Origin of the sequence: Skermanella mucosa (assembly GCF_016765655.2) — a bacterium.
In the GTDB taxonomy this organism is placed as follows: Bacteria; Pseudomonadota; Alphaproteobacteria; order Azospirillales; family Azospirillaceae; genus Skermanella; species Skermanella mucosa.
On sequence record NZ_CP086106.1, the window covers coordinates 802,466 to 820,931 of the forward strand.

The window sequence follows — 18,466 nt, forward strand, 5'->3', positions numbered from 1 at the left end:
GGTCCCAGCTGGTCGAGATGACCCGACGAGACTACCCCATTCGGAGAAAAAGTGCCCGCACCCGTATCGTCTCAGGGGGTGACTGCCGTCGCGACCTCCCTGTCGACACCGACCGGCCTGTGCAGCTCGTTGTACCGCTCGATCGCCTTGAACGCCGGCGGATGGCACGGACGATCGATATAGCGCCCGGCGCCCCGGACGGTGCGCAGCTCGCCGTCGGTCCAGACCAGGTTGCCCTGCGACAGCGTGTGCCGGGCGATGCCCTTCACCTCCATCCCCTCGTAGATGTTGAAATCGACGTTCTGGTGGTGGGTCTTGGCCGAGATGGTCCGGGTGCCCTCGGGGTCCCAGACGACCAGGTCGGCATCCGCCCCGACCTGCACCGCGCCCTTGCGCGGGTACAGGTTGAAGATCTGGGCGCAGTTGGTCGAGGTGATCCGGACGAACTCGTTGGGCGTCAGGCGCCCCGCGCCGACGCCGTTGTGCCACAGGATCGACATGCGGTCCTCGATCCCGCCGGTGCCGTTGGGGATCTTGGTGAAATTGTCGCGCCCCGCCGCCTTCTGCGGCGCGCAGAAGCAGCAATGGTCGGTCGCCGTGGTCTGCAGGCCGCCGGAGGACAGGCCGGCCCACAGGGCCTCCTGGTGGTGCCTGGCGCGGAACGGCGGGCTCATCACGTAGGCTGCGGCGGTCTGCCAGTCGGGATTGCGGTAGACCGACTCATCGATCACCAGATGCTGGGCCAGCACCTCCCCGTAGACGCGGTGCCCGGCGGCGCGGGCGCGGGCGATCGCCTGGGTCGCCTGCTCGGTCGAGACATGGACGATATAGACCGGCGCGCCGAGCACGTTGGCGATCGCGATGGCGCGCTGAGCGGCCTCCCCCTCGACCTGGGGCGGGCGGGACAGGGCATGGCCCTCCGGCCCGGTGATTCCCTGCTCCAGCAGCGTCTTCTGCAGATGGAAGACGGCGTCGCCGTTCTCCGCGTGGACGGTGCACAGGGCGCCCAGTTCCTGCGCGCGGGCGAAGCTGTTCAGCAGGACGCCGTCATCGACCATGATGGCGCCCTTGTACGCCATGAAATGCTTGAAGGAGTTGACCCCGTGCTCGCGGGTCAGCACGCCCATCTCCTCCCGCACCTGGTCGGACCACCAGGTGACCGCGACATGGAAGGAATAGTCCGTCGCCGCCTTCTCCGCCCAGCCGCGCCACTGCCTGTACGCCTCGACCAGCGACTGCTGGGGCGCGGGGATCACGAAGTCGATGATCATGGTGGTGCCGCCGGCCGCCCCCGCCGAGGTGCCGGAGAAGAAATCCTCGCTGGCGACCGTTCCCATGAAGGGCAGTTCCATGTGGGTATGCGGATCGATGCCGCCCGGCATGACATACATGCCGCCCGCGTCGACCACATCAGCGCCGGCCGGCGGGTCGAAACCGTCGCCGATCGCGACGATCGTGCCGTTCTCGCAATAGACGTCGGCGCGGAAGCTCTGCTCGGCGGTCACGACGGTTCCGCCGCGGATCAGGATCGACATGAAGCTTTTTCTCCCCGTTATTCCGTGTCCGCTGTTCCGGACCCCTGTCGAGCGTAACGCAGGGAGGCCGTGCCCCGAAACGCGAAAAGCCCCCGATGCCGGAGCATCGGGGGCTTTCCGTCGAAGGCTCTCCGCGGAACGGAGCGCTTAGTGCAGGTTGCGCGGCAGGTCGGCGATCGCGGCGTCGACCAGCTTGGCGGACTGCGCGGCGTTCATGTTCTCCGCGATCAGGCGACCGCTGGCGGCGATCGCGAGATCGACCGTCAGGCTCTTCACTTCCTGAAGGGCCAGGGCTTCCGCCTGGGCGATCTTGTCCATCGCCTGGGCTTCGCGCCGCTTCATGGAGGCGTCGAGATCGGCCGCGGCGTGCAACCGAAGCCGCTCGGCTTCCTCGCGGGCATGGGCGATGATGTCCTCGGCTTCCTTCAGCGCGTCGCGCTGACGGCGCTGGTAGGAGGCGAGGGTGGACTGGGCGTCCTCGCGCAGCCGCTGGGCCTCCTCCAGTTCCTGGCGGATCTTGTCCGCCCGGTCGTCCAGCATCGCCGTCAGGGCCTTGGCGCCCGGGCGGAATGCGAAGAAGAGGAAGATGAAGAAGGCGACGGCGACCCAGAATTCAGCAGCTTGAAACATCAGCCACGCTCCTGCATCACGGCGCCGACGGCCGTATCGGCCCGGGCGGCATCGACCTTGATGCCGCCGAGCTTCTCGGCGGCCTGCTGGGCGATCTCGACCGCCACGGAGCGGACGCTGGTGAGCGCCGTTTCCTTGGCCGCGTTGATCCGCTCCTCGGCGGCGCGGGTCTTGGCGGCCAGATCGGCATTGAACTGGGCCTGACGGCCGGACGACGCCGAGGCGATGTCGGCGGTCGTGGCGGCCATCACCGACTGGGCGTGCGCCCGGGCGTCGGTCAGGGCCTTCTCATAGCCCTCCATGACACCGGCCGACTCTTCCCGGAGCGCGGACGCCCGGTCGAGGTCGTTGGTGATCCGCTCCTGCCGCTCCTCCAGGACCTCGGCGACCTTGGGCAGAGCCACCTTGGCCATGAGGAAGTAGAGGGCGATGAACGAGATCGCCAGCCAGATCAACTGGGGGGCGAATACGGTGGGATCGAGCTGAGGCAAGCCGCCGCTGGCATGTTCCGCACCATGGGCCATGTCGGCCCCGTGCGCCGCATCGCCGGCCGCTCCATGATCCGCCTGGGCCAGGGCGCCGCCCGCCGTGACGACGAGCATCGTCCAGGCGAGACCAGCGCGCCCGGCCAGTCTGCCCGCACGCAGACGAGCCAAAAACTTGGGCATGATCGATCCCCTAAGCTTGCGGCGCCGGTCGCCGGGATGGTGATCCCGTTGAGCCAGGCGCCGCATGTGAGCGAAAACCAGCTTCGTTCAGGCTCGAGCTTAGGCGAACAGGATGAGGAAGGCGATCAGCAGGGCGAACAGCGCCACGGCTTCCGTCAGCGCGAAGCCCAGAATGCCGATCGGGAAGACTGCCGCGCGCGATGCCGGGTTACGGGCGATCGAGCTGATCAGGGTCGAGAAGATGTTGCCGATGCCGAGGCCAACACCGAACAGGGCGAAAACCGCCAGACCGGCGCCGATGAACTTAGCGGCTTCTGCGTCCATGATTAGATACCCTTCTTTTGAGACTGGAAAGTAAGACAGGTGGGTGGTGTCGATTAACCCGCGGCGCGGCACCGATCATTGGCCGACGGGGCCGATCAGTGCAGTTCCAGGGCGTCGCGGATATAGAGGCAGGTCAGGATCGTGAACACGTAGGCCTGAAGAAGGGCCACGAGGATTTCGAAACCGACCAATGCAACGTTGATCGCGAGCGGCAGAATGCCGATCGTGTAGCCGAGGCCGCCGAGACCGGCGCCGAGCAGGACCGAGAAGCCGCCGAACACCTTCAGCATCGTATGGCCGGCCATCATGTTGGCGAACAACCGGATGGACAGGCTGACCGGACGCGACAGGTAGGACAGGACCTCGATCGGGATCAGGATCGGCGCCAGCGCGATCGGCGCGCCGTGCGGCATGAACAGCGAAAAGAAATGGAAGCCGTGCTTGATGAGTCCCAGCAGGGTGACGAAGACGAACACCGTCAAGGCCAGCCCGAAGGTGACGATGATGTGGCTGGTGAACGTGAAGGTCCCCGGGATCATGCCCAGCAGGTTGCCGACCAGGATGAACATGAACAGCGAGAACACGAAGGGGAAGTATTTCCGCGCATCGGGACCCGCGTTCTCGCGCACCATGTTGGCGACGAACTCGTAGAACATTTCGGCCAGCGACTGCATGCGGCCCGGGACGAGGGCCCGGCCGCGCATGCCGAACACGATGAAACCGGTGATCAGCGCGACTGCAATCACCATGTACAGCGACGAATTGCTGAACGATGCGTCGAGGCCGCCGACATTGATCGGCACGTACCTCTGGATTTGGAATTGGTGAAGCGGATCCACGGTCGTCCTCGTTCAGCCAAACTTTGCGTCTGGCGCTGTTATTGTTCCGGCCCGTCTTCCGGCTTCCGCATGCTCCGGTATCCGGGAGCGTAGCCGACGCCTGTGACGGCCCGGTAGACATTCACAATTCCGGCCCCGGCGCCAAGGAAAAACATCCCGATCAGGCCCCAGGGCGTCGTACCCAGCCAGCGATCCAGCAGCAGACCGCTGCCGACGCCTATGATCATGGCGGCCACCAGCTCGATCCCGATCCGGAAGGCGAGCCCGAGGGATTTCCTCGGCAGGTCGTCGTCACCGTCAGGCTTGACAGCCGGGCCGGCGTTACGTTCCCGCGCCTTCCGCAAACGGGCATCCAGATCGTCCAACGAAGACGGGGGAGACTGGTCGTCGCTCATGTCCGGTCCCACTTCCCCCGGTTGGCCGGGAAGCCGCGCGAAAGCGGCGGCACCATACGGTTAGGGCAGTACCCTGTCAAGTCGCAAAACCCTCCCCTCAAGTGGTTGAATTACTTGAATTTCCGCCGCAACCGGCCCCTTCTAAAGGCTCATCGGAGAGGCTTTCGGGGGCCTTGGAGCGCCGATGCGACACTATGTACGCCCGGCGCGTACCGCCGCGCGGCGCCGGTTTCACACGGTTCCAGACCGTCCGTCAGGAGTCCAGGTGGGCTGAGATCGTCTCCGCCATCTTGTCCGGGGCGGTGCCGTGGGCGAAGGCCTCGAGGAACTTGCCGTCGGGACCCATCAGGTAGACGAAGGACGAGTGGTCCATCGTGTAGTAGTCGCCGCCGTCCTTGTCCGGGGCCTTGGCGAAATAGACCCGGTAGGCCCGCGCCGCGCCGGCGACTTGCTCCGGCGTGCCGGTGAGCCCGACGAGCCGGGGATGGAACTGGGCGACATAGTCGGCCATCTGCGTCACGGTGTCACGCTCCGGGTCGATCGTGACGAACAGCGGCTGGACCTGGTCGGCCCTGGCGCCCAGGCGGTCGAGGGCCGTGGCCATCACCTGCAGTTCGGTCGGGCAGACGTCCGGGCAGAAGGTGAAGCCGAAATAGACCAGCATGTGGCGGCCCTGGTAGTCGTCCTGGGTGACGGGCCGGCCGGTATGGTCGGTGAGCGAGAACGGGCCGCCGATCAGGGCCGTGCCGGTCTGGGTCCCGCCCCGGGTGCCGCCGGGCAGCTGGGAGACCTGCCACCAGACGATCCCGGCGGCGATCAGCAGGCCGATCAGGGTGCCGACGGCGAGGCGGATGAGGCGTTGGTTCATTGTCTTGACTGCGGTTGCGTTGGACGGGGCGAACAGGCCGGGCGATTCACACCTTGACCGGGTTATCTGTTCCGGTCGAGGGTAGGGTGCAGCGGGACCAATCGCCGCAGCCCTGTTGTCCTTCAGCATTCCTTTATGGCACCGCCGGGTGCCAGTCCATGAGGATCGGACCATGAAGATCGGAATTGTCGGAGCCGGTTTCGTCGGAAGCGCCGCTGCCTATGCCATGGTGATGCGGGGCGTCGGGACGGAAATCGTCCTGGTCGACCGCAACCGCGACTTGGCGGCGGCGCAGGCCGAGGACATCCTGCACGCGACCCCCTTCGCCTATCCGATGCCGGTGAACGCCGGCGACTACGGCGATCTGGCCGGATCCTGCGTGGTGGTCCTGGCGGCCGGCGCCAACCAGCGGCCGGGCGAAACGCGGCTGGAGCTGCTGGAGCGCAACGCCGCCGTCTTCGGCGAGATCATCCCCGACGTCCTGTCGAGCGCGCCCGACGCGATCCTGCTGATCGCCACCAATCCGGTCGACGTCATGACCCAGGTGTCGCTGGACATCGCCCGCCGCACGCGGCCCGACATGCCGGCCGGGCGGGTGATCGGCTCCGGCACGATCCTGGACACCGCCCGGTTCCGGGCGCTGCTTGGGCGGCACCTGGGCATCTCCCCGAAGTCGGTCCATGCCCATGTGCTGGGGGAGCACGGCGACAGCGAGGTGCTCCACTGGTCCGGGGCGGACGCCGGTGCGATGCCGGTCGCGGAGTTCGCCGAACAGGTCGGCCGCCCGCTGACCGGCGCCGTGCGGGCGGAGATCGACGAGGGCGTGCGCGGCGCCGCCGGTCGGATCATCAAGGGCAAGGGCGCCACCTGGTACGGCATCGGCGGCGGTCTGGCGCGCATCGCCCAGGCGATCTCCGACGACGAGCGCGCCGTCGTGACCTGCTCGATCGTCAACCCGGACGTGGCCGGCGTCGAGACGGTGGCGCTGTCGCTGCCGCGCATCCTCGGCATCAACGGGGTGATCGAGACGCTGAGGCCGACCTTGGACGACGGTGAAACCCAGGCGCTGGCGCGGAGCGCCGGCATCCTGAAGGAGGCTGTGGCGAAGCTGGGGCTCGGGTGATCCGCCTGCCTGGACACCAGGGGCTTTGCTGAAGGCCAGGGTGTCCTTGCAACCGCGCCGGCCTGTGCACTACACTAGGGGTATTCGGGAAAGTTGTTCGGGCAGTGGCCCGCGGTCATGGATCCAGCAGTGGGCATGGGCTTCTCACGCATCTTGGCGGCCGTGCTGTTCAGTCTCCTCCTCGGCTGGGGAGGGGCGGCCGTGTCCGGCGCCGTGGCCGCCTCCATGACCCACCATGCCGCGAATTCCGGCGAGAATGCCGAAGTCGGCTGCGGCGAGCAGCCGGGACACCATGGGCACGAAGATCACCGGCACCAGGACGGCTACCAGGACGTCGATGGGCACGGCCACGGAGATAACTCCAAGCTCTTCCACCAGGGCTGTTGCGCCATGGCCTGCGGCATGTCGGCCCTGGAGCCGGTCGAGCTCCAGGTGAAGCCCATCGAATGGACGCCCGTCCGCACCCTGACCATCGCCGACGATACGCTGCGCGACCGTCCCGTCTCCCCCCTGCGCCGGCCGCCCAGACCCGCGGCCTGACGGCGACATTTATCCCGGTTCCGGGCCGTCGCGCCCGGTAGCAGCAACTTTCCCTTGTCTCCTCGGCATCGATGAAGCCGGAGACGGAGAGTACCCGACATGCGTCCGATTACCCGCACCCTGTGTGCCGTCGCCACCCTCATGGCTGGCGCCAGCCTTCTCGCAGCACCCACCAAGGCCTTTGCCGCTCCCGGCCAGACAGGCCACAAGCATGACACCGCCGCGATCGGCGAGCCGGCCAAGGCGACCGCCAAGACCCGCACCGTCCAGGTCGAGATGGGCGACAATTACTACGAGCCGGAAACCATTCCGGTGAAGGCCGGCGAGACGGTCCGGTTCGTGGTCAGGAACACGGGCGAGTTCCTGCACGAGTTCAACATCGGCACCGCCGCGATGCATGCGGCCCACCAGAAGGAAATGGCCATGATGGTGGACCACGGCATGTTGACCGAGACCGGCGTGAACGAGGAGATGATGAGGATGGACCACTCCGGCATGCCGGGCATGGGCCATTCCATGAAGCACGACGATCCCAACAGCGTCCTCGTGGAGCCCGGCCAGACCAGGGAACTGGTCTGGAAGTTCTCCCAGCAGGCGACGATCGAGTTCGCCTGCAACATGCCGGGCCACTACGAGTCCGGGATGGTCGGCAAGGTCGCGTTCCAGCGCTGAGGGAGGACGACCCATGCATGAGGCATCGCGTGGCCTTTCCCGCCGCGCCGCCCTCAAGCTCGCCGCAGCGGCGGGTTTGGCGGGCATCGTCACGGTCCATCCCGGACGCCGCGTCTTCGCGGCCGCCGACCAGAGCCTGGACCTTGCCGTCGAACGGACCCGCATCACGATTGACGGCGAGACCAGCGGCGCCATTTCCATCGGCGGCTCGATCCCGGCGCCCACGCTGCGCTGGCGCGAGGGTCAGGAGGTGGTCGTCCACGTGACCAACCGGCTGGACGAGGCGACCTCCGTCCACTGGCACGGCCTGCTGCTGCAGGGCGTCATGGACGGCGCGCCGGGATTCAACGGGTACCGGCCGATCGGTCCCGGCGAGACCTACACCTACCGGTTCAAGCTGCGCCAAGCCGGCACCTACTGGTACCACAGCCACTCCGCCTCCCAGGAGCAGGAGGGCATGTACGGGGCCATCGTGATCGAGCCCGCCGGGCGCGATCCCGTCCGGACCGACCGCGACTACGTGGTGCTGCTTTCCGACCACACGCCCGAAGCACCCGAATCCGTGCTGCGGAAGCTCAAGGTCAGCGAAGGCTATTACAACAACGGCCGGCGCACGCTGGTCGACTTCTTCCGGGACGCCCGGCGCGACGGCCTGGGCGCCGCGATGGACGACCGCCTCGCCTGGGGCGAGATGCGCATGGACGCCACCGACCTGGCGGACGTGACCGGATACCGGTTCCTGGTCAACGGCAAGGGTCCGAAGGACAACTGGACCGCCCTATGCGATCCGGGCGAGCGGGTGAGGCTCAGGGTCGTCAACGGTTCGGCCATGTCGATCTTCGACGTGCGCATCCCCGGCCTGTCCATGACCGTGGTCGCGGCCGACGGGCAGAACGTGGTGCCGGTCAAGGTGGACGAGTTCCGCATCGGCGTCGGCGAGACCTACGACGTCGTTGTCATGCCGACCGGAGACAAGCCCTTCACCTTCTTCGCCGAACCGATCGACCGCACCGGCTTCGCCCGGGCGACCCTCGCCTCCCGGGAAGGGATGGAAGGCGAGATCCCCGAGCGGCGCCCCCGCGCCATCCTGACCATGGAGGACATGGCCATGGCCCACGGCGGCATGGACCATGGCTCGATGGATCACCGTACCATGGACCCTGGTTCGATGGACCACGGTTCCATGCCCGGAATGGACCATGGCGCCATGCAGGGCATGGATCACGGTGCCGCGGCGCGCCCGGAACGCGCGGTCGGCTGGGCCGACGCGGGGACGCCTCCGGGAGCCAAGGCCCTCTCCTACGCGGACCTGAAATCGTTCTCGAAGGCCAGGGACCTGCGCGAGCCCTCCCACGAGATCGAGATCCAGCTCACGGGCATGATGTCGCGCTACATCTGGACCCTGAACGGCCGGAAGTTCGACGAGGGGGCCGCGATCCGGGTCGCCTACGGCGATCGGATTCGGATCCGCTTCGTCAACACGACCATGATGGCCCATCCGATGCACCTGCACGGCATGTTCGTCGAGCTTGAGAACGGCCAGACGGACCGGATGCCCCGGAAGCACGTCGTGCTCGTGCCGCCGGGCCAGGTCACCACGGTCCAGCTGACCGCCGACGAGCCCGGCGAGTGGCCCCTCCACTGCCATCTCCTCTACCACATGGCCTCGGGCATGATGACGCGGTTCATCGTCGAACCCCGCACGGCGAGCCTCTGATGCGGGGACCGGTATGCGAATGACGAAGACAAGCCTCCGGACGGCGGCGCTCGCGGCGGGATCCGTCCTGCTGGCGCTGTCGGCGGTCCCGTCGCGCGTCGCCGCGCAGGAACACGGCGGCCCCGGGGACGCGGACCAGGCCGAGCAGTTCCACGAGGAGCCGCCGATCCTCTCGACCCTCCTCGTCGACCGGCTGGAGCATCGCTGGCGGGACGGCGAGAACTCGATCGACTGGGAGGTGCAGGGCTGGATCGGCGGGGACACCAACAAGGTCCGGCTCAACGCCGAAGGCAGCAAACCCGTGGAAGGCGGGGTGGAGGAGGCGGAGTTCCAGCTTCTCTACAGTCGCATGACGTCGGAGTTCTGGGACGTCCAGGCAGGCATCCGGCACGACGTGCGACCCCGGCCGCAGACGACCTACGGCGTGGTCGGGTTCGAGGGGGTGGCGCCATACTTCTTCGACGTGACCGCCCAGCTGTTCGTCAGCGAGGACGGCGACTTCAGCGCCCGCCTGGAAGCCGAGTACGACCTGCTCATCACGCAGAAGCTCGTCCTGCAGCCGGTCGCCGAGGTCAATGTCTCGGCCCAGCGGGTCCGGGAGCTTCATGTCGGTCCCGGCTTCAACGACGTGGAGCTGGGGTTGCGCCTGCGCTACGAGGTCGTCCGGGAGTTCGCCCCCTACATAGGCGTTAACTGGGAGCGGAAGCTGGGCGAGACCGCCGACATCGCCCGCGACCACGGCGAGGACCCGAGCGACCTGTCCTTCGTCACGGGCGTGCGGTTCTGGTTCTAGGGTTCCCGGCACCCTGTTTCCGATGGGTCCGGTTCGCCGCCGCCCGGCCTGGAAAAGGGCCGGCCGGCGGCGCTCCGTCCCGCCGGAAGGTCAGGACAGCAGCGGCATCATCGCGGCCACCAGCGGGTGGCGGACGATGTCCTGGGTGGTCAGGCGGACGATGGCGACGTCGTCCAGCGGGTCGAGCCGGCGCACCGCCTCCTCCAGGCCGGACATGCCGGGCAGCAGGTCGGTCTGGTCGGGATCGCCGGTGATCACCATGGTGGAGTGCCAGCCCAGCCGGGTCAGCAGCATCTTGATCTGCTGGAACGTCATGTTCTGCGCCTCGTCCACGATGACGAAGCTGCGCGAGATCGTCCGCCCGCGCATATAGGCGAGGGGGGCGATCTCGACCGTGCCGTCCTTGGTCATCTGGCGCACCTGGCGGGCGCCCAGCCGGTCGGACAGCGCGTCGTAGATCGGGCGCATCCACGGGTCCATCTTCTCGTTGATGTCGCCGGGCAGGAAACCCAGGCTCTCGCCCGCCTCGACGACCGGCCGGGTGATCACGATGCGCGTCACCCTGCCGGCGCTCATCGCCTCGACCGCCTTTGTGACGGCCAGGTAGGTCTTGCCGGTCCCGGCAGGCCCCACCGCCAGCGTCAGCGCGTGGGTGTCGATCGCCGCCATCAGCGCTTCCTGGTTGGACGTGCGCGGCTTCACCGTCTTCAGGTAGCTCTGTTCGCGGAAGCCGTCCTCGTCGGCTTCGGTGAGAGCCACGACCCGGGCCGAGGATGCGGTGCGTTTCGCCATGGTGCGTCGTCCTTTCCCTTCGCTGGCATCCTGGTTGAGGGGATCCCAGGCGCTGCATGTGTCAAACGGGGCTCTCATCGATCACCTCCTGCTGCCGAAGCGGCGTTGGGCCATGTCGTTCTCCTGGACCGTTGAAACCGGGACCTGAAGCTGAACGCGGGCACAAAAAAACCTCCCGGACGGGAGGTTCGATCGTGCGGTCGGCTGACTCGTCGAGGCGGATGGCTGTCCGGCGGCGGCGAAGGGTCGGGGCCCCGCACGCTGGATCCGGAATGCTTCTCGACGGGTCGGACAAGGGAAGCGGCTCCTGTCGTCTGTGTCAGCCTTGATGTCAGCAAGGATAACCGTCAAATTCGTCCTTTGTCGCCGTTATTTCGTGGGGCCAATAAAAAATTCATCTACATGTTGCGGGTTACCCACGCCGCGCCCTCGAAGGCGACGCCGGCATGGCGTCCGCGCGCGTCTTTGCCTATGCTGGCGCCACGGTGTCGGGCTCGAAGGTGACGAGGGTAGGCATGGCGAACAGGTTCACGTCGATCTGGAACGAGAAGAAGCCGACGTCCGGTGCCGCGCGGCCCTCGGGGCGTCCCGTCCGGGGCCGGGCGGGGGTGGCGAGCGGCGCAGCGGACAGCGAGAGCGGCGACGAAGGGGACGACTCGGCGGCGCGGTCCCTGCGGGCGTTGAAGGTGATGTTCGACCGCGGGTTGATGACCCAGGCGGAGTATGAGCAGCGCAGGGCGGCACTGGCCGGCGATGCCGCGGAACGGCCCTTCGACAACGGGTGAGGCGTACCGGGCGGGTTCGAAGAGTTTGTCAAAAAATAGGCGTATCGGCACCATAGTTTGTAGTTTTTGAGGCACAGACCCCAAGAATTGGGCTATGGTCCGCAGTCAAGCCCGGCCGTGGGGCTGGTCGCGGAAATATCCGCAGGTTATGGTTAACTAGACGCTTGCACTTCGGGGCCATGGCTCGCTAGAAGGAGTAGCCATTTTCTCGATTTTCGTAGGGGCGGTCGATTTCAACCCGTGGGGCAGGGCAGGGGACGGCGGTGCCGGACGCCTGCCGGGCGGCGGTCATCATGATAAGTGGTAGGGGTTTGTGAGAAGCACCAGTCAGATTTCGGAACGTGACGCGCCGTTCCAGCTCAGGGGCAACAGCTTCACCGTCATGGTGCTGAAGCTGGTGGCTCCCGATGACCCGTCGTTCTTCCCACAACTGCTGAGCAAGATCCGCCAGGCGCCGAACTTTTTCCGGAACGCCCCGGTGGTGCTCGACCTGGACGACCTGGAGGAAGGCGCCGGCCCCGCCGACTTCATCGATTTCGTCGTCACCCTGCGCCAGAACAGCCTGATCCCGGTCGGCATCCAGGGCGGCACGCCGGCCCAGCAGGCCGCCGCGTTCGAGGCCGGGCTGACGGTCATGCCGACCGGCCGCCCGAGCCGCGAGCCGGAGCGCGACTTCCAGCGGCCGGCCCCCGGACGGGCACCGACCGACCCGCTGCCGCCGCGCAACCCGATGCCGCAGGCCGAGACGGCGCCGGAGTTCCAGAAGACCACCCTGATCATCACCGAGCCGGTGCGCTCGGGCCGGCAGATCTACGCCGCGCGCGGCGACCTGATCGTGCTGGGGCCGGTCAGCGCCGGGGCCGAGCTGCTGGCCGACGGCAACATCCACGTCTACAGCTCGCTGCGCGGACGCGCGCTGGCGGGCATCTCCGGCGATACCGCCGCCCGAATCTTCTGCCACAGCCTGGAGGCGGAACTGGTATCGATCGCCGGGCTCTACCGGGTCAGCGAGGATCTGGACGCCTCGGTGTTCAAAAAGCAGGTTCACATATATCTGGACGACGGGTATCTGCGCATGGATCCGTTGTCATGAGCCGCGGCAAAGAAACAAGTTCGCAATCAACATCGAAGAGTGGAGAGGCTTCCTTGGCCAAGGTAATCGTTATGACATCGGGCAAGGGCGGCGTGGGCAAGACCACGTCGAGCGCTGCCTTCGCCACTGGACTGGCACTGCGCGGGTTCAAGACCGTTGTCATCGACTTCGACGTCGGTCTGCGGAACCTGGACCTGATCATGGGCTGCGAGCGCCGGGTGGTGTTCGATTTCGTCAACGTCATCAACGGCGAGGCCAAGCTCAACCAGGCCCTGATCAAGGACAAGCGGGTCGAGAACCTCTTCATCCTGCCGACCAGCCAGACCCGCGACAAGGACGCGCTGACCAAGGAAGGCGTGGAGAAGATCCTCGACGAGCTGAGGAAGGACTTCGACTACATCCTGTGCGACAGCCCGGCCGGCATCGAGAAGGGCGCCCTTATGGCGCTGTATTTCGCCGACCACGCGATCATCGTGACCAACCCGGAAGTCTCGTCGGTGCGCGACAGCGACCGCATCCTGGGCGTGCTGGCGTCCAAGTCCCGCCGGGCCGAACTGAACCTGGAGCCGGTGCAGGAGCATCTGCTGCTGACCCGCTACGATCCGGAGCGGGTCGAGCGCGGCGACATGCTGAAGGTCGACGACGTGCTGGAGATCCTGGCGATCCCGCTGCTGGGCGTCGTGCCGGAGAGCCCGGCCGTGCTGCGCGCCTCCAACATCGGCATGCCGGTGACGCTCGACGAGAAGAGCAACGCCAACCACGCCTACACCGACGCGGTCGCAAGATTCCTGGGCGAGACGGTCGAGCACCGTTTCATGAAGCCGGAAAAGAAGGGCTTCCTGGATCGCCTCCTGCGGAGGACCGCATGAGCATCTTCAACTTCTTCCGGCAACCTCCGCGCAAGTCGGTCGCCGACGAGGCGAAGGAACGCCTCCAGATCGTCCTTGCGCATGAGCGCGCCGCCGGGTCCAGCCCGGACTATCTGCCGATCCTTCAGCGGGAATTGCTGGCGGTCATCGCCAAGTACGTGCAGATCGACGAGAAGAAGGTCGAGGTGAGCTTCGAGCGTGGGGGCGACTACTCCACGCTCGAAGTCAACATCGAGCTGCCGCCGCCGACGGCGGACAAGGCCCGGGCGCGCGGCGGTGCGGCCGCCGCCGCGAAGCAGGCCTGAAGCCATGCTGGCCGGTCAGTGCCGGCCGGCTATGGTCGGGAAGTCCCGATCCCGTTGAACGATCCGGCCACCTGATCCGGGTGCGCGCGCGATGCGGTCCGGCCCGCCTTCCCGGACGGTCATACCGGCCCGGACGATCATACCGGGAAGTTGTCGATCAGCCGGGTGCGTCCGATGAAGCCGGCGGCCAGGACCCTGGCCGGGCGGTCCGCCACCTCCAGCGGCTCCAGCGACGCGGCATCGCAGACGGCCAGATAATCGATCCGGTCGAAACCGGCCGCCCTCAGCCGTTCCAATCCCCAGTCGATCTCGCTTCGGCACCGCGCCGGATCCGCAGCGATGCGTTCCGCCATGGCGAACAGCACGCCGTTGAGCTGGCGCGCGACGGCGAGCTGGTCGGCGGACAGGTACGCGTTGCGCGACGACAGCGCCAGCCCGCTCTCGTCGCGGACGGTGGCCGCTCCCTCGATCAGGACGGGGATGTTCAGGTCGCGCACCATGCGGCGGATCACCTGGAGCTGCTGATAGTCCTTCTCGCCGAACACGGCGACATCGGGCAGGCATTGCAGCAGAAGCTTGGACACGACGGTCGCCACCCCGTCGAAATGGCCGGGGCGCAGGGGACCGCACAGCCCGTCGGTCAGCCCGGCGACATGGACCGTCGTCGCGAAGCCGTCGGGATACATCTCGCCCACGTCGGGCGCATAGAGCAGGTCGGCGCCCACCGTCTCCAGCTTGGCGGCGTCGGAGTCCTCCTGCCGCGGGTACTTGGAGAAGTCCTCGTTGGGACCGAACTGGGTCGGATTGACGAAGACGCTGACCACCACGTGGTCCGCTCCCCTGCGGCGGGCGGCCTGGACCAGGCTCAGGTGCCCCTCGTGCAGGGCGCCCATGGTCGGCACCAGCCCGACCTTCTCCCCGGCGGCGCGCCACCGCGCGACCTGGGCGCGCAGGTCGGCCACGGTCCGGACGGTGGTCAGTTTCTCAGGCATCGGGCGTGCTCCCGCTGGGTTTTGGGGCGAAGACGTGTTCGGGACCGGGGAACCGGCGCGCGCGCACATCGTCGGCATAGGCCTGCGCGGCGGCCGAGACCAGGGGACCCAGCTCGGCATAGCGCTTGACGAATTTCGGCGTGAAGTCGCTGAACAGGCCGACCAGGTCCTCGGTCACCAGGATCTGACCGTCGCAGGCGGGCGAGGCGCCGATGCCGATGGTCGGGACGGGCAGGTCCGCGGTCAGCTGGCGGGCCAGGGGCTCGACCGTGCCCTCGATCACCAGGGCGAAGGCGCCGGCCTCGGCGATGGCGAAGGCGTCAGCCGCGATCGCGTTGCTTTCCTGCCCGCTCCGTCCCCGCGCCCTGTATCCGCCCAGCACGTTGACCGACTGCGGGGTCAGGCCGACATGGCCCAGCACGGGGATGCCGCGTCTCGTCAGGAACTCGACCGTCGGGGCCATCTCGACGCCGCCCTCCAGCTTGACCGCGGCGCAGCCGGTCTCCGCCATGACGCGCGCCGCGGCGCGGAAAGCGGCTTCGGGAGACTCCTGGTAGGACCCGAACGGCAGGTCCACGACGACGCAGGACAGCGCCGAGCCGCGCATCACGGCGGCGCCGTGGGCGATCATCATGTCGAGCGTCACCGGCAGTGTGCTGTCCATCCCGTAGAGGACCATGCCCAAGCTGTCGCCGACCAGCAGCATGTCCACATGGGCATCGAGCTGCCGGGCCATGGGCGTGGTATAGGCGGTCAGCGACACGATCGGCGCGCCGCCCTTGCGGGCGGACAGTTCCGGCACGGTGGTGCGCCGGCGGCGGTCGGGGACACTCATGTCGGGCTTCCCCTCTGTCGGGTGCGGGTTCCAGGTCCTGCTCGTGCGCCTAGATATAACGCCGGGACCGCTGCGTCACGATGATTGGAGTGGGGGACGGCTGGAATCGGCGGCGAATTCCCGCCCTGCGGAAGGACAAGGGCGGCCGGAACGTACCTGGATACGCACTGCGTGCCGTCCGCTCCGGATTGTGTCAGCATGGGGGCAAGCAACGGTACCAGGGAGTGGGCGATGTTTCTCGACGAGACGGCGTCGATCGACCGGAACGAACCCCGGCTTGGCTACGGCGTGGCGGTGACCGACATCGACGGCGACGGCGCCTTCGAGTTCGTCGTGGCCGGCCATGGCTGCGCCAACCTGGTGCTGAAATGGGACGGGCGTCGGCTGGTCGACATCGCCGACCCCGTGTTGGCCGACGCGACCCGCCAAGCGATCGGCCTGTGCGCCGCCGATGCCGACGGCGACGGGCGCGAAGAGCTGTACGTGCTGAATTCCGAAAGCTTCTCCGGCCCGAAGCGATTCGGCGACCGGCTGTTCGCCTGCTTCGGCAAGCGTTGGCTGGACCTGTTCGGGCAGCCGGAGAATTTCGGCGCGGTCAATCAGACGGCCGGCCGGTCGGTCGCCTGCATCGACCGGTCGGGCACGGGCCGGTACGGATTCGTCATCGCCAGCCACGGCGGGCGGTTCAGGCTCTACGAGCTGGACCGGCGCGGGCGCGCGTCCGACAGGGCGGAGGAGGCCGGTATCGACTTGACGGCGGCGGGCCGGGGGCTGGTCAGCTTGCCGCTGGTATCGGAGCACATGGATATCTTTGCCGCCAACGAGCACGGGCCGAACTTCCTGTTCCGGAATCTTGGCGACGGGACCTTCGAGGAGATCGCGGAGGACTGGGGGGTGGCCGACCCGGGCGGGAACGGGCGCGGCGTCGCGGTGCTGGATGCCGACGGCGACGGGCTGCTCGACCTGGTCTGCGGCAATTGGGAGGGGCCGCACCGGCTGTTCCTCCAGCGGGGCGGCGGCGGCTTCATCGAGTCGGCCCCCGCCGGGTTGGCGGAGCCGTCGCGCGTCCGCACCGTGATCGCGGCCGATTTCGACAATGACGGGTTCGAGGAGATCTTCTTCAACAATATCGGGGAGCCGAACCGCCTGTTCGCCTGGACCAACGAGCGCTGGACCGAGGCAGAGATCGGCGACGCGGAGGAGCCGCTGGGCTTCGGCACCGGCGCCGCGGTCGCCGACATCGACGGCGACGGAAGGCTGGAACTCCTGGTGTCCCACGGCGAATCGGCGCCCCAGCCTCTGGGGTTCTACCGCCCCTATCCGACCGACAACGGTTGGCTCAGGGTCATGCCCCTGACCGCCGCCGGGGCGCCGGCGCGGGGCGCCCTGGTGACCTGCACGGCGCGCGGGCGGACCCAGCGGCGCGCGATCTGCGCCGGCAGCGGCTATCTCTGCCAGATGGAGCCGGTCGCCCATTTCGGGCTGGGAGCCGTCCATTCCGTCGAGCGTGTGGAGGTCCGCTGGCCCGACGGGGCGGTGCGGGTGATCGAACACCCCCATGCCAACCGGATGATCCGGGTGGAGCATCCCGGGCGATGAGGATCGGGCTGGGAAAGCGGGTTGGCGCTGGTCAGCGCCGGAGAATGGAATAGACTGTAACCAAGTTGCAGACGCGTAATGGAGAAGACCCTTGGCCATAGCCAATCCCTACCTGCTGTTCCTCGGCGATGCGCCGGACCAACTGGCCGCCAAGACCGCCGACGGCGTGGCGCGCTGGCGCCGTGACTGGTGCGTCGGCCAGTTGCGCCTGGACGGCTGCAAGGCCGACCTGGGGCTTCCCGACAAGAGCCTGGAGGAGGCGGCCGCGGAAGGGGCCAGGACCCTGATCATCGGCGTCGCCAACCGGGGCGGGCGCTTCGCCGCGAGCTGGCAGGAAACCATGCTGAAGGCCCTGGACCTGGGCATGGACATCGCCAGCGGGCTGCACAACAAGATCACCGATCTGCCCTCCGTCGCGGCCAAGGCCAAGGAGCTGGGCCGCTCGCTCCACGACGTGCGCCACCCGACCCGCGAGTTCGAGATCGGCACCGGCGATCGGCGGCCGGGCAAGCGGCTGCTGGCGGTCGGCACCGACTGCTCCATCGGCAAGATGTTCACGGCGCTGGCCTTCGAGAAGGAGATGCGGGCGCGCGGCATGAACGCCGACTTCCGCGCCACCGGCCAGACCGGCATCCTGATCGCGGGCGACGGCGTGTCGATCGACGCGGTGGTTTCCGACTTCGTCTCGGGCGCGGTCGAGTACCTGACCCCGGCCAACGATCCCGACCACTGGGACGTGGTCGAGGGGCAGGCCTCGCTGCTCCATCCCAGCTATGCCGGTGTGACGCTGGCGCTGGTCCACGGCTCTCAGCCGGACGTGATGGTGATGTGCCACGAGCCGACCCGACCGCACATGCGGGGCCTGCCGAACCGCAAGGTTCCGGACATCCAGGATTGCATCGTGGCGCACGAGGCGGCGGCGCGGGTGACCAATCCCGATGCCAAGGTGATCGGGTTCAGCGTCAATACCGCGGCCATGGAGAAGTCCGCCGCCGAGGCCTACCTGAAGCAGCTGTCCGACCGCTTCGGCATGCCGGCGGTGGATCCGGTGCGCATGGGGGTCGGCCCGATCGTCGACCTGCTGGGCTGAGG

General features: G+C 67.6%; 21 protein-coding genes. 11 read left to right on the forward strand and 10 right to left on the reverse strand.

Annotated elements, in window-relative coordinates; translation table 11 throughout:
• Positions 1-71: 71 nt before the first annotated feature.
• The 7 genes from hydA to JL100_RS03665 form a co-directional block, all read right to left on the reverse strand.
• Positions 72-1,535, reverse strand: a complete 1,464-nt coding sequence (gene hydA, locus JL100_RS03635; protein WP_202681806.1) for a dihydropyrimidinase — start codon at positions 1,533-1,535, stop codon at positions 72-74.
• 147 nt (positions 1,536-1,682) lie between these two features.
• Positions 1,683-2,165 (reverse strand): F0F1 ATP synthase subunit B family protein, encoded by a 483-nt coding sequence (locus tag JL100_RS03640; RefSeq protein ID WP_202681805.1) that lies wholly within the window; start codon positions 2,163-2,165, stop codon positions 1,683-1,685.
• Positions 2,165-2,833, reverse strand: coding sequence for a F0F1 ATP synthase subunit B family protein (locus tag JL100_RS03645; RefSeq protein WP_202681804.1), 669 nt, complete (start codon positions 2,831-2,833; stop codon positions 2,165-2,167). The genes JL100_RS03640 and JL100_RS03645 overlap by 1 nt, the downstream gene beginning before the upstream one ends.
• A 99-nt stretch (positions 2,834-2,932) precedes the next feature.
• The gene (locus JL100_RS03650) at positions 2,933-3,157 is read right to left on the reverse strand and encodes an ATP synthase subunit C family protein (RefSeq protein WP_037449290.1); all 225 of its coding nucleotides are present in this window, start codon (positions 3,155-3,157) and stop codon (positions 2,933-2,935) included.
• 95 nt (positions 3,158-3,252) lie between these two features.
• Positions 3,253-3,996 carry a F0F1 ATP synthase subunit A gene (locus JL100_RS03655; protein WP_201077370.1) on the reverse strand — a complete coding sequence of 248 codons (744 nt, stop codon included), beginning with the start codon at positions 3,994-3,996 and terminating at the stop codon, positions 3,253-3,255.
• Between the two features lie 38 nt (positions 3,997-4,034).
• Positions 4,035-4,391, reverse strand: a complete 357-nt coding sequence (locus JL100_RS03660; protein WP_202681803.1) for an AtpZ/AtpI family protein — start codon at positions 4,389-4,391, stop codon at positions 4,035-4,037.
• A gap of 253 nt (positions 4,392-4,644) precedes the next feature.
• A complete protein-coding gene (locus tag JL100_RS03665) occupies positions 4,645-5,259 on the reverse strand; it encodes an SCO family protein (protein ID WP_202681802.1) in 615 nt (204 codons plus the stop codon).
• Positions 5,260-5,431: 172 nt separating this feature from the next.
• Between JL100_RS03665 and JL100_RS03670 the strand changes: the two genes are divergently transcribed.
• The 5 genes from JL100_RS03670 (at position 5,432) to JL100_RS03690 (ending at position 10,104) form a co-directional block, all read left to right on the forward strand.
• On the forward strand, positions 5,432-6,382 hold the full coding sequence (locus JL100_RS03670) for an L-lactate dehydrogenase (RefSeq protein WP_202681801.1): 951 nt from the start codon (positions 5,432-5,434) through the stop codon (positions 6,380-6,382).
• A 135-nt stretch (positions 6,383-6,517) separates the two neighbouring features.
• Positions 6,518-6,922 carry a hypothetical protein gene (locus JL100_RS03675; RefSeq protein ID WP_202681800.1) on the forward strand — a complete coding sequence of 135 codons (405 nt, stop codon included), beginning with the start codon at positions 6,518-6,520 and terminating at the stop codon, positions 6,920-6,922.
• A 99-nt stretch (positions 6,923-7,021) separates the two neighbouring features.
• Positions 7,022-7,594 (forward strand): cupredoxin domain-containing protein, encoded by a 573-nt coding sequence (locus JL100_RS03680; RefSeq protein ID WP_211113093.1) that lies wholly within the window; start codon positions 7,022-7,024, stop codon positions 7,592-7,594.
• 13 nt (positions 7,595-7,607) lie between these two features.
• Positions 7,608-9,311, forward strand: coding sequence for a copper resistance system multicopper oxidase (locus JL100_RS03685; RefSeq protein ID WP_202681799.1), 1,704 nt, complete (start codon positions 7,608-7,610; stop codon positions 9,309-9,311).
• A gap of 19 nt (positions 9,312-9,330) precedes the next feature.
• Positions 9,331-10,104: a copper resistance protein B gene (locus JL100_RS03690; RefSeq protein WP_202681798.1), complete on the forward strand. Its 774-nt coding sequence runs from the start codon at positions 9,331-9,333 to the stop codon at positions 10,102-10,104.
• Between the two features lie 90 nt (positions 10,105-10,194).
• On the opposite strand, the gene JL100_RS03695 is transcribed toward JL100_RS03690, so the two are convergent.
• Complete coding sequence (locus tag JL100_RS03695; protein WP_201077383.1) at positions 10,195-10,896, reverse strand: PhoH family protein; 702 nt, start codon at positions 10,894-10,896, stop codon at positions 10,195-10,197.
• Between the two features lie 515 nt (positions 10,897-11,411).
• On the opposite strand from JL100_RS03695, the gene JL100_RS03700 reads away from it, so the two are divergent.
• The 4 genes from JL100_RS03700 to minE all read left to right on the forward strand — a co-directional run bounded on the left by JL100_RS03700 (position 11,412) and on the right by minE (position 13,948).
• Positions 11,412-11,681 carry an SHOCT domain-containing protein gene (locus JL100_RS03700; RefSeq protein WP_202681797.1) on the forward strand — a complete coding sequence of 90 codons (270 nt, stop codon included), beginning with the start codon at positions 11,412-11,414 and terminating at the stop codon, positions 11,679-11,681.
• A gap of 313 nt (positions 11,682-11,994) precedes the next feature.
• Positions 11,995-12,774, forward strand: coding sequence for a septum site-determining protein MinC (minC, locus tag JL100_RS03705; protein WP_202681796.1), 780 nt, complete (start codon positions 11,995-11,997; stop codon positions 12,772-12,774).
• 53 nt (positions 12,775-12,827) lie between these two features.
• The gene (minD, locus tag JL100_RS03710) at positions 12,828-13,643 is read left to right on the forward strand and encodes a septum site-determining protein MinD (RefSeq protein ID WP_202681795.1); all 816 of its coding nucleotides are present in this window, start codon (positions 12,828-12,830) and stop codon (positions 13,641-13,643) included.
• Entirely contained in the window at positions 13,640-13,948 is a 309-nt protein-coding gene (minE, locus tag JL100_RS03715; protein ID WP_202681794.1) for a cell division topological specificity factor MinE, read from the forward strand. Before minD ends, minE begins: the two co-directional genes overlap by 4 nt.
• A 137-nt stretch (positions 13,949-14,085) precedes the next feature.
• Here the strand turns inward: minE and panC are convergent, their stop codons facing one another.
• Together panC and panB are read right to left on the reverse strand one after the other, a co-directional pair.
• Complete coding sequence (gene panC, locus JL100_RS03720) at positions 14,086-14,940, reverse strand: pantoate--beta-alanine ligase (protein ID WP_202681793.1); 855 nt, start codon at positions 14,938-14,940, stop codon at positions 14,086-14,088.
• The gene (panB, locus tag JL100_RS03725) at positions 14,933-15,775 is read right to left on the reverse strand and encodes a 3-methyl-2-oxobutanoate hydroxymethyltransferase (RefSeq protein WP_202681792.1); all 843 of its coding nucleotides are present in this window, start codon (positions 15,773-15,775) and stop codon (positions 14,933-14,935) included. The genes panC and panB overlap by 8 nt, the downstream gene beginning before the upstream one ends.
• Before the next feature lie 231 nt (positions 15,776-16,006).
• On the opposite strand from panB, the gene JL100_RS03730 reads away from it, so the two are divergent.
• Together JL100_RS03730 and dgcN are read left to right on the forward strand one after the other, a co-directional pair.
• Positions 16,007-17,374 carry a CRTAC1 family protein gene (locus tag JL100_RS03730; RefSeq protein WP_202681791.1) on the forward strand — a complete coding sequence of 456 codons (1,368 nt, stop codon included), beginning with the start codon at positions 16,007-16,009 and terminating at the stop codon, positions 17,372-17,374.
• 91 nt (positions 17,375-17,465) lie between these two features.
• The gene (gene dgcN / locus JL100_RS03735) at positions 17,466-18,464 is read left to right on the forward strand and encodes an N-acetyltransferase DgcN (protein ID WP_202681790.1); all 999 of its coding nucleotides are present in this window, start codon (positions 17,466-17,468) and stop codon (positions 18,462-18,464) included.
• Positions 18,465-18,466: the final 2 nt, after the last annotated feature.

Coding starts and splice junctions, on each gene's coding strand:
- hydA (WP_202681806.1), bottom strand. CDS start 1,535: ATGTCGATCCTGATCCGCGGCGGAACCGTCGTGACCGCCGAGCAGAGC.
- JL100_RS03640 (WP_202681805.1), bottom strand. CDS start 2,165: ATGTTTCAAGCTGCTGAATTCTGGGTCGCCGTCGCCTTCTTCATCTTC.
- JL100_RS03645 (WP_202681804.1), bottom strand. CDS start 2,833: ATGCCCAAGTTTTTGGCTCGTCTGCGTGCGGGCAGACTGGCCGGGCGC.
- JL100_RS03650 (WP_037449290.1), bottom strand. CDS start 3,157: ATGGACGCAGAAGCCGCTAAGTTCATCGGCGCCGGTCTGGCGGTTTTC.
- JL100_RS03660 (WP_202681803.1), bottom strand. CDS start 4,391: ATGAGCGACGACCAGTCTCCCCCGTCTTCGTTGGACGATCTGGATGCC.
- JL100_RS03665 (WP_202681802.1), bottom strand. CDS start 5,259: ATGAACCAACGCCTCATCCGCCTCGCCGTCGGCACCCTGATCGGCCTG.
- JL100_RS03670 (WP_202681801.1), top strand. CDS start 5,432: ATGAAGATCGGAATTGTCGGAGCCGGTTTCGTCGGAAGCGCCGCTGCC.
- JL100_RS03675 (WP_202681800.1), top strand. CDS start 6,518: ATGGGCTTCTCACGCATCTTGGCGGCCGTGCTGTTCAGTCTCCTCCTC.
- JL100_RS03680 (WP_211113093.1), top strand. CDS start 7,022: ATGCGTCCGATTACCCGCACCCTGTGTGCCGTCGCCACCCTCATGGCT.
- JL100_RS03685 (WP_202681799.1), top strand. CDS start 7,608: ATGCATGAGGCATCGCGTGGCCTTTCCCGCCGCGCCGCCCTCAAGCTC.
- JL100_RS03690 (WP_202681798.1), top strand. CDS start 9,331: ATGACGAAGACAAGCCTCCGGACGGCGGCGCTCGCGGCGGGATCCGTC.
- JL100_RS03695 (WP_201077383.1), bottom strand. CDS start 10,896: ATGGCGAAACGCACCGCATCCTCGGCCCGGGTCGTGGCTCTCACCGAA.
- JL100_RS03700 (WP_202681797.1), top strand. CDS start 11,412: ATGGCGAACAGGTTCACGTCGATCTGGAACGAGAAGAAGCCGACGTCC.
- minE (WP_202681794.1), top strand. CDS start 13,640: ATGAGCATCTTCAACTTCTTCCGGCAACCTCCGCGCAAGTCGGTCGCC.
- panC (WP_202681793.1), bottom strand. CDS start 14,940: ATGCCTGAGAAACTGACCACCGTCCGGACCGTGGCCGACCTGCGCGCC.
- panB (WP_202681792.1), bottom strand. CDS start 15,775: ATGAGTGTCCCCGACCGCCGCCGGCGCACCACCGTGCCGGAACTGTCC.
- JL100_RS03730 (WP_202681791.1), top strand. CDS start 16,007: ATGTTTCTCGACGAGACGGCGTCGATCGACCGGAACGAACCCCGGCTT.